The organism is Streptomyces sp. TE5632 (assembly GCF_054061295.1).
Genome location: NZ_JBSSEA010000003.1, coordinates 5,966,631 through 5,982,084, shown reverse-complemented (window position 1 = coordinate 5,982,084; position 15,454 = coordinate 5,966,631). Strand labels below are relative to the sequence as shown.

The 15,454-nt window shown below is 72.3% G+C and carries 11 protein-coding genes; 5 read left to right on the top strand and 6 right to left on the bottom strand.

The annotated features are described in order from the left end of the window. The first annotated feature begins 116 nt into the window (after nucleotides 1-116). From ACVW19_RS32535 to ACVW19_RS32515, 5 genes are all read left to right on the top strand, one after another. Nucleotides 117-2,156, top strand: a complete 2,040-nt coding sequence (locus ACVW19_RS32535; RefSeq protein WP_457464024.1) for a bifunctional aldolase/short-chain dehydrogenase — start codon at nucleotides 117-119, stop codon at nucleotides 2,154-2,156. Next, complete coding sequence (locus ACVW19_RS32530; protein ID WP_457464022.1) at nucleotides 2,153-3,604, top strand: rhamnulokinase; 1,452 nt, start codon at nucleotides 2,153-2,155, stop codon at nucleotides 3,602-3,604. Before ACVW19_RS32535 ends, ACVW19_RS32530 begins: the two co-directional genes overlap by 4 nt. Nucleotides 3,605-3,677: 73 nt before the next feature. Further along, nucleotides 3,678-4,433 (top strand): (Fe-S)-binding protein, encoded by a 756-nt coding sequence (locus ACVW19_RS32525; protein WP_457464021.1) that lies wholly within the window; start codon nucleotides 3,678-3,680, stop codon nucleotides 4,431-4,433. Further along, complete coding sequence (locus ACVW19_RS32520; RefSeq protein WP_457464019.1) at nucleotides 4,430-5,926, top strand: LutB/LldF family L-lactate oxidation iron-sulfur protein; 1,497 nt, start codon at nucleotides 4,430-4,432, stop codon at nucleotides 5,924-5,926. Before ACVW19_RS32525 ends, ACVW19_RS32520 begins: the two co-directional genes overlap by 4 nt. Then, nucleotides 5,923-6,561 carry a LutC/YkgG family protein gene (locus tag ACVW19_RS32515; RefSeq protein ID WP_457464017.1) on the top strand — a complete coding sequence of 213 codons (639 nt, stop codon included), beginning with the start codon at nucleotides 5,923-5,925 and terminating at the stop codon, nucleotides 6,559-6,561. The genes ACVW19_RS32520 and ACVW19_RS32515 overlap by 4 nt, the downstream gene beginning before the upstream one ends. Nucleotides 6,562-6,592: 31 nt before the next feature. Here ACVW19_RS32515 and ACVW19_RS32510 read toward each other — a convergent pair whose 3' ends face one another. The 6 genes from ACVW19_RS32510 to ACVW19_RS32485 all read right to left on the bottom strand — a co-directional run bounded on the left by ACVW19_RS32510 (nucleotide 6,593) and on the right by ACVW19_RS32485 (nucleotide 15,296). Then, the gene (locus tag ACVW19_RS32510) at nucleotides 6,593-7,570 is read right to left on the bottom strand and encodes a pyridoxal-phosphate dependent enzyme (RefSeq protein ID WP_457464015.1); all 978 of its coding nucleotides are present in this window, start codon (nucleotides 7,568-7,570) and stop codon (nucleotides 6,593-6,595) included. A 70-nt stretch (nucleotides 7,571-7,640) separates the two neighbouring features. Continuing rightward, nucleotides 7,641-8,279 (bottom strand): DUF6629 family protein, encoded by a 639-nt coding sequence (locus ACVW19_RS32505; protein WP_457464013.1) that lies wholly within the window; start codon nucleotides 8,277-8,279, stop codon nucleotides 7,641-7,643. A 96-nt stretch (nucleotides 8,280-8,375) separates the two neighbouring features. After that, nucleotides 8,376-9,143: a respiratory nitrate reductase subunit gamma gene (gene narI / locus ACVW19_RS32500; RefSeq protein WP_457464011.1), complete on the bottom strand. Its 768-nt coding sequence runs from the start codon at nucleotides 9,141-9,143 to the stop codon at nucleotides 8,376-8,378. Beyond that, entirely contained in the window at nucleotides 9,140-9,832 is a 693-nt protein-coding gene (gene narJ / locus ACVW19_RS32495) for a nitrate reductase molybdenum cofactor assembly chaperone (RefSeq protein ID WP_457464010.1), read from the bottom strand. The genes narI and narJ overlap by 4 nt, the downstream gene beginning before the upstream one ends. Continuing rightward, nucleotides 9,829-11,589 carry a nitrate reductase subunit beta gene (gene narH / locus ACVW19_RS32490; RefSeq protein ID WP_457464009.1) on the bottom strand — a complete coding sequence of 587 codons (1,761 nt, stop codon included), beginning with the start codon at nucleotides 11,587-11,589 and terminating at the stop codon, nucleotides 9,829-9,831. The genes narJ and narH overlap by 4 nt, the downstream gene beginning before the upstream one ends. Further along, nucleotides 11,589-15,296 carry a nitrate reductase subunit alpha gene (locus tag ACVW19_RS32485; protein WP_457464886.1) on the bottom strand — a complete coding sequence of 1,236 codons (3,708 nt, stop codon included), beginning with the start codon at nucleotides 15,294-15,296 and terminating at the stop codon, nucleotides 11,589-11,591. The genes narH and ACVW19_RS32485 overlap by 1 nt, the downstream gene beginning before the upstream one ends. Nucleotides 15,297-15,454 lie beyond the last annotated feature (158 nt).

Below are 15,454 nucleotides of genomic sequence, written 5' to 3'. Positions count from 1 at the left end.
GCTGCGGGCCGTGTGCGGCTGATCGCGCCCACGCGGCGGTAGCCGCACATGGAAACTGCCCCGCGCCCCTGGAGGGGCGCGCTTCCCCCACGTCTCCTGGACAAGGACTGAGGCTCATGTCTACCCATCCCGAAGCCGCCGCCCTCCTCGCCCGTTCGCATCGGCTCGGTGCCGATCCGCGGAACACCAACTACGCCGGCGGGAACACCTCCGCCAAGGGCACGGGAACCGATCCCGTCACCGGGGGTGAGGTGGAGCTGATGTGGGTCAAGGGGTCCGGCGGGGATCTCGGGACGCTGACCGCGGAAGGGCTGGCCGTGCTGCGGCTGGACCGGCTGCGGGCGCTCACCGACGTCTACCCCGGGGTCGAGCGCGAGGACGAGATGGTCGCCGCGTTCGACTACTGCCTGCACGGCAAGGGCGGTGCGGCTCCCTCCATCGACACCGCGATGCACGGACTGGTGAAGGCCCCGCACGTGGACCATCTGCATCCCGACTCCGGGATCGCGCTCGCCTGCGCCGCCGACGGGGAGAAGCTGACCGCCGAGTGCTTCGGCGACACCGTCGTATGGGTGCCGTGGCGGCGCCCCGGTTTCCAGCTCGGGCTGGACATCGCCGCCGTGAAGGAGGCCAACCCGCGGGCCGTCGGATGCGTGCTCGGCGGCCACGGGATCACCGCGTGGGGCGACTCCTCCGAGGAGTGCGAGCGCAACTCGCTGCACATCATCCGCACCGCCGAACGGTTCCTCGCCGAGCGTGGCGGGCCGGAGCCGTTCGGGCCGGTGCTCGACGGGTACGAGGCCCTGCCCGAGGGGGAGCGACGGGAGCGGGCCGCCGCCCTCGCGCCGTACGTCCGTGCCGTCGCCTCGCAGGACCGGCCGCAGGTCGGGCACTTCGACGATTCCGGGACCGTACTGGACTTCCTGGCCCGTGCCGAGCACCCGCGGCTGGCCGCGCTGGGCACCTCCTGTCCCGACCACTTCCTGCGCACCAAGGTCCGGCCGCTCGTCCTCGATCTGCCCCCGGCGGCCCCCCTGGACGAGGCCGTGGCCCGGCTGGCGGAACTGCACGCCGCCTACCGCGAGGAGTACGCCGCCTACTACGAGCGCCACGCCCTGCCCGACTCCCCCGCCATGCGCGGGGCCGACCCGGCGATCGTGCTGGTCCCCGGCGTGGGCATGTTCAGCTTCGGCAAGGACAGGCAGACCGCGCGCGTGGCCGGCGAGTTCTACGTCAACGCGATCAACGTGATGCGCGGCGCCGAAGCGGTCTCCACCTACGCGCCGATCGAGGAGTCGGAGAAGTTCCGCATCGAGTACTGGGCCCTGGAGGAGGCCAAGTTGCGGCGGATGCCGAAGCCGAAGCCGCTCGCCACCCGGGTGGCGCTGGTGACCGGCGCCGGCAGCGGCATCGGGAAGGCGATCGCGCGGCGGCTGGCGGCCGAGGGCGCCTGTGTCGTCGTGGCGGACCTGAACGGGGACAACGCGGCTGCGGTGGCTGAGGAGTTGGGCGGATCCGACAAGGCCGTCGCCGTGACCGTCGACGTCACGTCGGAGGAGCAGATCGCCGAGGCCTTCCGGGCGGCGGTGCTCGCCTTCGGCGGAGTCGACCTGGTGGTGAACAACGCCGGGATCTCCATCTCCAAGCCCCTGCTGGAGACCTCCGCGAAGGACTGGGACCTCCAGCACGACATCATGGCCCGCGGTTCCTTCCTCGTCTCCCGTGAGGCGGCCCGGGTGATGATCGCGCAGGGGCTGGGCGGGGACATCGTCTACATCGCGTCCAAGAACGCCGTGTTCGCCGGTCCGAACAACATCGCCTATTCGGCCACCAAGGCCGACCAGGCCCATCAGGTACGGCTCCTCGCCGCCGAGTTGGGCGAGCACGGCATCCGCGTCAACGGGGTCAACCCGGACGGTGTGGTGCGCGGCTCGGGCATCTTCGCCGGCGGCTGGGGCGCGCAGCGGGCGGCCGTGTACGGGGTGCCCGAGGAGAAGCTGGGCGAGTTCTACGCACAGCGCACGCTGCTGAAGCGGGAGGTGCTGCCCGAGCATGTCGCGGCCGCCGTCTTCGCGTTGACCGGCGGGGACCTCACGCACACCACGGGCCTGCACGTCCCGGTCGACGCCGGCGTCGCCGCCGCGTTCCTGCGATGAGCGCCGCCGTGCGGCCGTACGCGGCGGTCGACCTCGGCGCGTCCAGCGGGCGTGTCATGGTCGGCCGCATCGGCCCCGACAGCCTGGAGCTGACCGAGGTCCACCGCTTCGCCAACCGGCCCGTGCGCGTGCCCGAGGGGCTGCGCTGGGACGTCCTCGGGCTGTACGCCGGAGTGCTGGACGGGCTGCGGGCGGCGGGCGACGGGCCGTCGTCCGTCGGCATCGACGGCTGGGCCGTGGACTACGGCCTGCTCGACGCGGACGGGGCGCTGCTGGGCAACCCGGTGCACTACCGCGACCGCCGTACGGAGGGGGTCGCGGAGAAGGTCCGGGCGAGCGTGCCCGCCGAGGAGCTGTACGCGGCGACCGGTCTGCAGTACGCGCCGTTCAACACCCTGTACCAGCTGACGGCGGCCCGCGGCACCACCCAACTGGCACAGGCCAGAAGGCTGTTGCTGATCCCGGACCTGCTGACGTACTGGCTCACCGGTGAGCAGGGCACGGAGCTGACCAACGCCTCGACCACGCAGCTGATCGACCCGCGCACCCGCGACTGGTCCCACGCGGTCGCGGAGCGGCTGGGCATCGATCTCTCCCTGTTCGCGCCGCTGCGTCAACCCGGAGACCCGGCGGGGAAGTTGCGCCCCGAGGTACTGGAGGAGACCGGGCTGGCCGGACCCGTCCCGGTGACGGCGGTCGGCTCGCACGACACCGCCTCCGCGGTGGCCGCCGTGCCCGCCACCGGTGAGCGGTTCGCCTACATCTGCACGGGCACCTGGTCGCTGGCCGGTCTCGAACTGGACGCCCCGGTCCTGACCGAGGAGAGCCGCGCCGCAAACTTCACCAACGAGCTGGGGCTGGACGGCACCGTCCGGTACCTGCGCAACATCATGGGCCTGTGGCTGCTCCAGGAGTGCGTACGGGCCTGGGGTGATCCGGACCTGGGGGCGCTGCTCCTGGAGGCGGCGAAGGTGCCGGCGCTGCGGTCCGTGGTGGACGCCGGGGACGCGGCGTTCCTGGCGCCGGGGCGGATGCCGGAGCGGATCGCCGAGGCCTGCCGTGCCTCGGGGCAGCCGGTGCCCGGCTCCCCCGCCGAGATCACCCGCTGCATCCTCGACTCGCTCGCCCTCGCGCACCGCGGCGCGGTCGAGGACGCCCAGCGGCTCGCGGGACGGTCGGTCGACGTCGTGCACATCGTGGGCGGCGGCACCCGCAACACCCTGCTGTGCCAACTGACCGCCGACGCCTGCGGGCTGCCTGTGGTGGCCGGCCCGACCGAGGCGGCCGCGCTGGGCAACGTCCTCGTCCAGGCCGGTGTGCGCGGACCGGTCGGCGACCTGGCCGGGATGCGGCGCCTGCTCACCCGGACCCAGCTGCTGACGCGGTACGAACCGCGCGGCGGAACGCGGCGGTGGGAGGCCGCTCGCGCCCGGCTCGCCCGGGGCTGACCGGGGGTCTCCCCCGCGCGGCGCCCGCGCACTACCCTGCATCCACCCGATGACCGATCCACAAGGAGCCGCGATGCGTGTCGCCCTGTTCCTGACCTGCGTCAACGACACGCTGTATCCGGACACCGGGCGCGCCGTCGTGAAACTGCTGACCAGGCTGGGTGTCGAGGTCGACTTCCCGATGGCGCAGACCTGTTGCGGGCAGGCGCACTACAACACCGGGTACCGGCACGAGGCGGAACCCCTCGCCGAGCACTTCTCCGACGTCTTCCGGGACTACGAGGCGATCGTGACGCCGTCCGGGTCGTGCGGGGCGATGGTGCGGGAGCTGTATCCGCGGATGGGTGAGCGGGCCCGTGCCCAGGGGCGCGGGGACACCCTCGCGGCCACGCTGGCGCCCGTGGTGCCGAAGACGTACGAACTCACGGAGTTCCTGGTGGACGTGCTGGGTGTGACGGATGTCGGCGCCTACTACCCGCACACGGTGACCTACCACCCCACCTGCCACGGGCTGCGCTCCCTGGGGCTCGGCGAGCGGCCCCGGCGCCTGCTGGAAGCCGTGCGGGGGCTGGAGCTGGTCGAGCTGCCGGGAGCGGAGGAGTGCTGCGGCTTCGGTGGCACGTTCGCGCTGAAGAACCCCGACGTCTCCGCGGCGATGGGCGCCGACAAGGTCCGCAACGCCGAGTCGACGGGCGCCGAGGTGCTGTGCGCGGCGGACAACTCCTGCCTGATGCACATCGGAGGGACGATGACCAGGCTGCGCACCGGCATGCGGCCGGTGCACCTCGCGGAGATCCTGGCGAGCACGGAGGAGGAACCGGCCGTATGAGTGGAACGTTCGTCGGAATGCCCGGCTTTCCCGCGTTTCCGAGCGCCGCCCGGGAGGCCGTGCGCGACACCACCCTGCGCGGCAATCTCCGGCACGCCACGCACACCATCCGTGCCAAGCGGGCCAAGGCCGTCGCGGAGGTGTCCGACTGGGCGGAGCTGCGGGAGGCCGGCAAGCGGATCAAGGACCACACGCTCCGTCACCTCGACCACTATCTCGTGCGGTTGGAGGAGTCGGTGACCGCCGCGGGCGGCACCGTCCACTGGGCCGCCGACGCCGACGAGGCCAACCGGATCGTGACCGGACTCGTCAAGGAGACGGGCGAGTCGGAGGTCGTCAAGGTCAAGTCGATGGCCACCCAGGAGATCGAGCTCAACGAGGCCCTCGAGGCCGCGGGCATCCACGCCTACGAGACCGATCTGGCCGAGCTGATCGTGCAGTTGGGCAGGGACCGGCCCTCGCACATCCTCGTCCCGGCGATCCACCGCAACCGCGGTGAGATCCGGGACATCTTCCGCTCCGAGATGGGCGCATGGGGCCGTCCCGCGCCCGAGGGCCTGACGGACACGCCCGCCGAACTCGCGGAAGCCGCGCGGCTGCACCTGCGGGAGAAGTTCCTGCGCGCCAAGGTCGGCATCTCCGGCGCCAACTTCATGGTCGCCGAGACCGGCACGCTGGTGGTGGTGGAGTCCGAGGGCAACGGACGGATGTGCCTGACCCTGCCCGAGACGCTGATCTCGGTCGTCGGCATCGAGAAGATCGTGCCGACCTGGCGGGACCTGGAGGTGTTCCTGCAGACCCTGCCCCGCTCCTCCACCGCCGAGCGCATGAACCCGTACACGTCCATGTGGACCGGCACCACCGACGCGGACGGCCCGCGCGCCTTCCACCTCGTGCTGCTGGACAACGGCCGCACCGACACCCTCGCCGACGAGGTCGGCCGCCAGGCCCTGCGCTGCATCCGCTGCTCGGCCTGCCTCAACGTCTGCCCGGTCTACGAGCGGGCCGGCGGCCACGCCTACGGCTCCGTCTATCCGGGTCCGATCGGCGCCATCCTCAGCCCTCAGCTGCGGGGCACCGCGAGCGAGATCGACGCGTCCCTGCCGTACGCCTCGTCGCTGTGCGGGGCCTGCTACGAGGTGTGCCCGGTCGCCATCGACATCCCCGAGGTGCTGGTGCATCTGCGGGAACGGGTCGTGGAGGGCGGCGAGGTCACCCGGGGCGGCAACAAGGTGGTGCTCAAGCCCGCGAAGGGGCACGCCGCCGAGCGTGCGGCGATGCGCGCGGCGCGCTGGGCGTTCACGCATCCGGGTGCGCTGCGCACCGGTCAGCGCCTCGCCTCCCGCACCCGCCGTCTCCACCCGCGCACCCTGCCGGGTCCCGGCCGGGCGTGGAGCGGGACACGGGACCTTCCGCCGGTCCCCGCCGAGCCGTTCCGGGACTGGTGGCAGCGTACGCGGGGCGGGAACGACGTGAAGGGAGCCGCCGAATGAGCAGCAGGGACCGGATCCTGGGCCGGGTGCGACGCGCCCTCGCGGACGTGCCGGAGGACCACACCCCGTACGAGCAGGCGGTCGCCCGGGAGTATCTGCGCGAGCACGGGCGGCGGACCGTCGCGGAGACGCTGGACCTCCTCGCCGAGAACCTGGCCGACTACCGGGCGATCGTGCACCGCACCGACGCCGCCGGTCTGGCCGGGGTCGTCGCCGGACTCCTGTCCTCGCGCGGCGCGTCGTCGGTCCTCGTCCCGCCGGGGCTGGACGAGGTCTGGCTCGCGCGGACCGGCGTGGCGCGGGTCGCGGACCGGGCGGAGAGCACCCCGCACCAACTGGACCGGGTCGACAGCGTGGTCACCGCCTGCGCGGTCGCCGTCGCCGAGACCGGCACGATCGTGCTGGACGGCTCGCCCGACCAGGGCCGCCGCCGTATCACCCTCGTCCCCGACCACCACATCTGCGTCGTCCGCGCCGCCCAGGTCGTCCCCTCCGTCCCGTACGCCCTCGAACGCCTCGACCCGGCCCGCCCGCTCACCTGGATCTCCGGCCCGTCGGCGACCAGCGACATCGAACTCGACCGGGTGGAGGGCGTCCACGGCCCACGCACCCTGGAGGTCGTCCTGGTCGAGTGAGGCCGGTGTGGCACGTCGCGGGCGACGGGGGTCAGTCGTGAGGGCCGCAGAGCCGGGCGAAGCATGCGGTGTCGACGTTGCCGCCGGAGAGGATCAGGCCGACCCGGCGCGGGAGGGGGCCCGCGCGGCCGGCGAGCAGTGCGGCCAGAGAGGTGGCGCCGCTCGGCTCTAGGACGATCTTCAGGCGCTCGAAGGCGAACCGCATGGCGTCCCTGATCTCGTCGTCGCCGACCAGGACGATTCCGTCGAGGAGCCGCCGGTTGACGGAGAACGTCAGTTCACCCGGTGTGTGCAGCGCCTGGCCGTCGGCGATGGTGCGCGGTACCGGGACGCTCACGCGGTGTCCCGCCTCCAGGGACCGCTTGGTGTCGTCCCCCGCCTCCGGCTCCACGCCGATCACCCGCGCCCCGGGGTACAGGCCCTTGACCGCGGTGGCGCTTCCGGCGATCAGCCCGCCGCCACCGACCGGCGCGAGCAGCACATCCAGCTCCCCCACTTCTTCGAGGAGTTCGAGCGCGGCCGTGCCCTGTCCCGCGATGACGTGCGGGTGGTCGTAGGGCGGGACGAGCGCCAGGCCGCGCTCCGCGGCCAGGGCCTCGGCGACGGCGACCCGGTCTCCGGTGTACCGGTCGTACGTGACGATCTGAGCGCCGTACGCCTCGGTGGCCGCCCGCTTCGAGGGCGGGGCGTCCTCGGGCATGACGATGACGGCGGTGGTGCCGAGTTCCCGGGCGGCCAGGGCGACGGCCTGGGCGTGGTTGCCCGAGGAGTAGGCGGCGATGCCCCGGGACAACTGCTCGGGGGTGAGGCGGGAGGCCGCGTGGTAGGCGCCGCGGAACTTGAAGGCGCCCACCCGCTGGAAGTTCTCGCACTTCAGGTGGACCTCGGCGCCGACGAGCGCGTCCAGGGTGCGGGAGCGCAGGACCGGCGTGCGGTGGGCGACGCCTTCGAGCCGTTCGGCGGCGGCACGGACGTCGTCGAGGGTGACCGGCAGGGTGGTGGTCGTCATTCGGTGACTCTAGGTTCCGTCGCCGTCGACCGGTAGGGGCGGGACGGGCAGGGGCGGGGCGCGGTGGGCTTCACCGGGTCCCGCCCGGGCCGTCCCGTGCCGGGCTGCGCCCGCGTACCCAGCCGAAGAGGGCCAGCGAGCACAGGGCGGCGAACGCGCACCAGGTCGAGACGAACTCCAGCCGCCACAGGGTCCAGCAGACGAGCGCGCCCGCGGCGGCCAGGGCGCCCGGCATCCGCAGGCCACAGTCGCCGGACAGCAGCGGCGCGCCGACCGTGGCCACCAGGTAGCCCACGGCCGGCAGTGGAGCGTGCGGCAGGTCCAGGACGTACCCGATGGTGTGCCCGCGGCTCTCCGCCCGCACCGGGCGCGTGGCGAGTACGTACCCGAGGGCCGGCGCCGTCACGGCACCGGCGGCCAGCGGCAGGACCAGTGCGCGCCGCGCGGGGCGCGGGGCGGCGCACCACACGCCCACCGGTACCCAGAGCGCCAGGAGTGGCAGGGCGACGACCGCCCAGAGCAGGACGGCCGGACCCGTCCCTCCGTCCGAGGCCCAGATCGCCGCCTCGATCATCTGGTGCACTCCGAGCAGCAGCGGCAGCACGGCCAGCGGAAGGTCACGGCTGCGGTCCGCCCGCGCCACACAGGCCGCACCGACCGCCGCGACACCGACGCCCGCCACGAGGTCGGCCTCCGCACTCCAGCACATCGCTCCGCCCTCGGGTCACCCGCCAAGAACCCCCATCTTCACGGGCCCGGAACGACCGGGCGGCGACGACACGGGGGAGCGCGCGCTCCCCCGTGTCTACCCGGTGCGCTCCCAGCCCCGGCGGGGCGTGCGGGTGCCGAGAGCGGTGTCGCGGCTGCGGTAGACGATGTAGGGGCGGGTCAGGTAGCCGAGGGGGGCGGTGAGCATGTGGACGAGGCGGGTGAAGGGCCAGGCCGCGAAGAGCAGCAGGGCGCTGAGGGCGTGGAGCTGGAACAGCACCGGGGCGCCGGTCATCGGGGCCGGATCGGGCTGGAGGTAGAAGAGGGAGCGGAACCAGGGGGAGATGGTCTCGCGGTAGTCGTAGCCGCCGCCGGCGATGTTCGCGGCCACGGTGGCGGCCAGGCCCAGCACGATGGTCGCCGTGAGGGAGACGTACATGGCCTTGTCGTTGCGGGTGGTGGCGGAGAAGACCGGGCCGACGGTGCGCCGCCGGTAGATCAGGACGGCGATCCCGCCGAGGGTGGCGACGCCGGCGACGGTGCCGAGCACGACCGCGCCGATGTGGTAGGTGTGCTCGCTCACCCCGACGGCCTCGGTCCAGCCCTTGGGGATGAGCAGGCCGACGATGTGGCCGATCAGCACGACGAGGATGCCGAAGTGGAACAGGGGGCTGCCGATGCGAAGCAGCCGCCGTTCGTACAGCTGGGAGGAGCGGGTGGTCCAGCCGAACTTGTCGTAGCGGTAGCGCCAGATGTGGCCGAGGACGAACACCGCGAGGCAGACGTAGGGCAGGGCGACCCAGAGCAGGATGCCGCCGGTGCCTGCCTCCGCCGCCAGGGTGACGGGCTGCGCGGGCACGGTCATCGGGGACCTCCTACGACGGGGTCGGGCAGGAACACGGGGGACGCGTACGGGTCGAGCCCGACCTGTTCCTCGGGCGGGCCCTGGGCGGCGAGCCGCAGGACGGCTTCACGGTCGTCGCCGGCGAGGGCGGGCAGGGTGGCGGAGACGGAGTCCAGGACGTGCGCCCAGGGCGAGTCGTCGTCGTTCAGGGCCAGCCGCAGCAGTTCGAGGCCGGCCCGGTGCTCGGTGAGCAGGCGTGCTCCCGCGGTGGGGTCGGCGGCGGCGAACTCGAGGACGACGGCGAGGTGGTCGGGCAGTTCGTCGTCGGCGAGCCGCCAGCCGGCCGCGGCGTAGGTCTGTTTCAGCCTCAGCAGGCCCATGCCGCGCTTACGGGTGTCGCCGTGCGCGTAGTACGTCAGGTACGGGCAGCAGCGTTTGCGGTGGTCGAAGGTGGCCACGTAGGCGGCGGCCAGGTCGGCGGGGGCGGTCCGCTCGGCGTGTGCGGCGAAGCGGAGCAGGGGGCGGGCCACGGCCGGGTCGGGGAGGGCGTCGGCGACCCGGCGGGCCAGGGCCAGGTTCCGGCCGAACCCGTCGTCGGGGTAGGCGAGCAGCAGGGACTGGGCCTGCCAGGCGGAGGGGTGCCAGGGCCGGGTGCGGTGCGCCCGCGTGCTCTTCGAGAGCCCGGCGGGCTTCGGTGACTTCCGTTTCATGGTTTCGGCTCCGTCTTCCCGTCGCGGCCCGTACCCGGGCCCTCGCCGCTCCCGTTGTCGCCGCCCCGGGACGGTGTGTCCGGGAACAGGCCGGGTGGGGAGCCCTTGCCGTCCCAGTTGAGGAGGTTCACCCGGGTGGTCTTGTCGGTGGGGGTGGCCGGGGTGTCGGAGGTCTGGCGGTGGCGCAGGGCGTGGAAGCTCTCCACGGCGATCGGGGCGGCGCCGCCGGAGGTCTCGCCGAAGGGGCCCGAGCCTCCCATGCCGGGGCCGCCCTCGTAGTCGAGGCTGCACTCGGTGGCCAGTTCCTCGAGCTGGTGGGCCTGTTCGGCGTGGGCGGGCGGGATGACGTACCGCTCGTCGTACTTCGCGAGGGCCAGCAGCCGGTACATGTCGTAGACCTGCTCGCCGGTCATGCCGACCGCCTCGGGGACGGCGTCGTCCGGTTCGCGGCCCAGGTTGATGTCGCGCATGTAGGCGCGCATGGCGGCCAGGCGGCGCAGGACCGCGTCGACGGGGGCGGGGTCGCCCGCGGTGAACAGCTGGGCGAGGTAGTCGACGGGGATGCGCAGGGCGTCGACGGCGGCGAAGAGGTTCCGGTGGTCCTCGGCGTCGCGTCCGGTGTCGCGGACGGCGTCGACCACCGGGGACAGGGGCGGGATGTACCAGACCATGGGCATGGTCCGGTACTCCGGGTGCAGCGGCAGGGCCACCTTGTAGGTGTTGATCAGGGAGTGGATCGGGGAGCGCTGCGCGGCCTCGATCCAGTCCCGCGGGATGCCGGCCCGTTCGGCCGCGGCGACGACCCGGGGGTCGTCCGGGTCGAGGAAGACCTGCCGCTGCGCCTCGTACAGGCCGGTGTCGTCGGGAGTGGAGGCGGCTTCCAGGACCCGGTCGGCGTCGTAGAGGACGAGGCCGATGTAGCGCAGCCGGCCGACGCAGGTCTCGGAGCAGACGGTGGGCAGTCCGACCTCGATGCGCGGGAAGCAGAAGGTGCACTTCTCGGCCTTGCCGGTGCGGTGGTTGAAGTACACCTTCTTGTACGGGCATCCGGTGACGCACATCCGCCAGCCCCGGCACTTGTCCTGGTCGACCAGGACGATGCCGTCCTCCTCCCGCTTGTAGATCGCGCCGGAGGGGCAGGAGGCCGCGCAGGACGGGTTGAGGCAGTGCTCGCAGATGCGCGGCAGGTAGAACATGAAGGTCTGCTCGAACTCGAACTTGATCTTCTCGGAGACCTGGTCGAGCAGGACGTCCTTGTCGCCGTGGTCGGGCGAGCCGCCGAGGTCGTCGTCCCAGTTCGCGGACCAGGCGATCTTCATGTCCTTGCCGGTGATCAGGGACTTGGGGCGGGCGACGGGGGTGTGGTCCTGGAGCGGGGCGTTGGTGAGCGTCTCGTAGTCGTACGTCCAGGGCTCGTAGTAGTCGTCGAGGGAGGGCAGCTTGGGGTTCGAGAAGATCTGGATCAGTTTCTTGAACCGGCCGCCCGCCTTCAGCCCCAGCCTGCCGCGTTTGTTGAGCTCCCAGCCGCCCTGCCAGGTGTCCTGGTCCTCGTAGCGGCGGGGGTAGCCCTGGCCGGGGCGGGTCTCGACGTTGTTGAACCAGACGTACTCGACGCCGGAGCGGTTGGTCCACGCCTGCTTGCAGGTGACCGAGCAGGTGTGGCAGCCGATGCACTTGTCGAGGTTCATCACCATCGCCATCTGCGCCATCACCCGCCCGATGGGGGCGGGCCCGGCGGGTGCTTCGCCGACGGCCATCAGTACGTCACCTCCTGGTTCGAGCGGCGGCGGACGACGGTGACCTCGTCGCGCTGGTTGCCGGTGGGGCCGAGGTAGTTGAAGGCGTACGACAGCTGGGCGTAGCCGCCGATGAGGTGGCTGGGCTTGATCAGCAGCCGGGTCAGGGAGTTGTGGATGCCGCCGCGCCGGCCGGTGGTCTCGGTGCGGGGCACGTCGATGAGCCGGTCCTGGGCGTGGTGCATGTAGACGGTGCCCTCCGGCATGCGGTGCGAGACGACCGCGCGGGCGGCGACCACCCCGTTGCGGTTGACGGCCTCGACCCAGTCGTTGTCGTGGACGCCGATCTTCGCGGCGTCCTCCTTGCTCATCCAGATCGTCGGGCCGCCCCGGGAGAGGGACAGCATGAACAGGTTGTCCTGGTACTCGGAGTGGATGGACCACTTGTTGTGCGGGGTCAGGTAGCGCACGGTCACGCCCAGTTCGCCGACGTCCCCGAGGCGCGGCTCGCCGAACAGGGCGTCCATGTTCAACGGCGGCCGGTAGACGGGCAGTTCCTCGCCGAGCGCGGACATCCAGTCGTGGTCGAGGTAGAAGTGCTGCCGGCCGGTGAGGGTGTGCCAGGGCTTGAGGCGCTCGACGTTGACGGTGAACGGCGAGTAGCGGCGCCCACCGGTCTCCGAACCGGACCACTCCGGCGAGGTGATGACCGGGACCGGCGCGGCCTGGGTGTCGGCGAAGGTGATCTGCTTGCCCTCGTGTTCGGCCGCCAGGTCCGCGAGCCGGGTGCCGGTGCGCGCCTCCAGGCTGTGGAAGCCCTGGGTGGCGAGGTGGCCGTTGGTGGTGCCGGACAGGGCGAGGATCGCCTCGCAGGCGTGGGTGTCACGCGCGAGCGAGGGACGGCCGTCGGCCGTGCCGCCGCGCACGGTGCCGTTCTTGTGCCGCAGGTACTCCAGTTCGCGGTCGACCTTGAAGGTGATGCCCTTGGTGGTGGCGCCGAGGGTGTCGAGCAGCGGTCCGAGCGCGGCCATCTTGTCGGCGACGGCCGCGTAGTCGCGTTCGACGGTGACGAGTTTCGGCATGGTCCGGCCCGGGACCGGTTCGCACTCCCCCGCCTTCCAGTCGCGGACCCGGCCGTGCGGGTTCGCCATCTCGTCCGGGGTGTCGTGCAGCAGCGGCGCCGCGACGACGTCGGTGCGCACGCCCAGATGGCCGGCCGCCTGCCGGCTGAACTCCTTGGCGAGGGTGTGGAAGGCGTCCCAGTCGCTGCGGGTCTGCCACGGCGGGGGGATCGCCGGGTTGAAGGCGTGCACGAAGGGGTGCATGTCCGTGCTGGACAGGTCGTACTTCTCGTACCAGGTGGCGGCCGGCAGGACGACGTCGGAGAAGACCGTGGTGCTGGTCATCCGGAAGTCCAGGGTCAGCAGCAGGTCGAGCTTCCCCTCCGGGGCCTCCTCCCGCCACACCACGTCCCGCGGGCGGGCCTCGGGCGGGGCCTCGGTGGCCCGCACGGAGGCGTCGGTGCCCAGCAGGTGCTTGAGGAAGTACTCGTTGCCCTTGGCGGAGGAGCCCAGCAGGTTCGCCCGCCAGACGGTCAGCACCCGCGGGAAGTTCTCCGGGGCGTCCGGGTCCTCACCGGCGAACCTCAGCCGCCCCGCCTTGAGTTCGTCCACCACGTGGTCGGCGACCGGGCGGCCCGCGGCCGCGGCGTCGTCCGCCAGGTCGAGCGGGTTGCGGTCGAAGGTCGGATACGACGGCATCCAGCCCATCCGCGCCGACTGCGCGATGACGTCCGCCGTGGTCTTCCCGGCGAACGGGCCGCCCCCGCCGGGGCCGGCCGCCGCGAGGGTGTCCGCGGAGAACGGGTCGTAGCGGAACTGGTCGGCGTGCAGGTACCAGTAGGCGGTCTGGATCATCAGCCGGGCCGGCCGGTTCCAGTCGGCGGCGGTGGCGATCGCCGAGTAGCCGGTGATCGGGCGGACCTTCTCCTGGCCGACGTAGTGCGCCCAGCCGCCGCCGTTGACGCCCTGGCAGCCGGTCAGCGTGGTCAGGGTCAGGAAGGACCGGTAGATGGTGTCGGAGTGGAACCAGTGGTTGGTCCCCGCCCCCATGATGATCATCGAACGGCCGCCGGACTCCTCGGCGTTGGCGGCGAACTCCCGGGCGATACGGGCGACCCGGTCCGCGTCCACTCCGGTGATCGCGGCCTGCCAGGCCGGTGTGTACGGCTCCTCCGCGTCCTCGTACGAGGCCGGCCAGCGGCCGGGCAGTCCCTCCCGGGCCACTCCGTACTGCGCCAGCAGCAGGTCGTAGACCGTGGTCACCAGACGGCCGGCGATCCGGCGCACCGGCACCCCTCGCCGCAGCCGGCCCGCCGCGCCGTCCGGGGCGTCGAAACGCGGCAGCAGGACGGTGACCGGTGTCTCGGGGGTGCCGTCGGCGGACAGCGACGGCACGGTGTCGCCCAGGTCGAGGTTCCATTTGCCGGCCCCGGACTCGCCGAAGCGGTCGCCGAGCGTGCCGTTCGGCACCACCGGCTCCCCGGTGGCCGCGTCCAGCAGCACGGTGCGGAACTCCGCGTGCTCGGCCTCGGCGGCCTCACCGCCGAGGTCGGCGGCGGTCAGGAACTTGCCCGGTACGTAGGCACCGGTCTCGGTGCCGGCTCCGGCTCCGGCTCCGGCCTCGTCGAGGGTGACCAGGAAGGGCAGGTCGGTGTACCGCTTGACGTACTGCTCGAAGTACTCCGTCTTCCGGTCGACGAAGAACTCCTTGAGGATCACATGGCCCATGGCCATGGCCATGGCGCCGTCGGTGCCCGGCTGGGCCGGCAGCCACTCGTCGGCGAACTTCACGTTGTCCGCGTAGTCCGGGGAGACCGCGACCACCTTCTGCCCCCGGTAGCGGGCCTCGGCCATCCAGTGCGCGTCCGGGGTGCGGGTCACCGGCAGGTTGGAGCCCCACATGATCAGGTAGCCGGCGTCCCACCAGTCCCCCGACTCCGGTACGTCGGTCTGGTCGCCGAAGACCTGCGGCGAGGCCACCGGAAGGTCCGCGTACCAGTCGTAGAACGACAGCATCGCGCCGCCGAGCAGGGAGTAGAAGCGTGCGCCGGCCGCGTGCGAGACCATCGACATGGCCGGGATCGGCGAGAACCCGGCCAGCCGGTCCGGGCCGTGCTCCTTGATGGTGTGCACGTGCGCGGCGGCCACCATCTCCGTCGCCTCCGCCCAACCGGCCCGCACCAGACCGCCCTTGCCGCGCGCCCGCTTGTAGCGACGGGAGCGCTCGGGGTCGGAGACGATGTCGGCCCAGGCCGCCACCGGATCGCCGAGGCGGGCCTTGGCCTCCCGGTACATCTCCAGCAGTACGCCCCGCACGTACGGGTAGCGCACCCGGGTCGGCGAGTAGGTGTACCAGGAGAAGGCCGCTCCCCGGGGGCAGCCGCGCGGTTCGTACTCGGGGCGGTCGGGGCCCACCGACGGATAGTCGGTCTGCTGGGCCTCCCAGGTGATGATGCCGTCCTTGACGTACACCTTCCACGAGCACGAGCCGGTGCAGTTCACCCCGTGGGTGGAGCGCACCACCTTGTCGTGCGACCAGCGGTCCCGGTAGAACTCGTCCGCCTGGCGTCCGCCGCTCCTGTGCAGGGTGCGCAGGTCCTTGGAGACCTCCGCCCGGGTGAAGAACCGGCGGCTGCGTACCAGGGCCTCCGCCAGAGCGCCGTCCATGCCCGCCCGTCCCGGGCTGGTCTCCGTGCTCACCGTGCCACTCCGCTCCGGGCACAGGTGGCCCGTTCGAATTGTGATCGGTTTCGGCCGCTCTCGACTCTAGGACCACTTCCCGCCCCGAGGTCAACAGCCACACCACCGATTCTGCTTTCCGATGA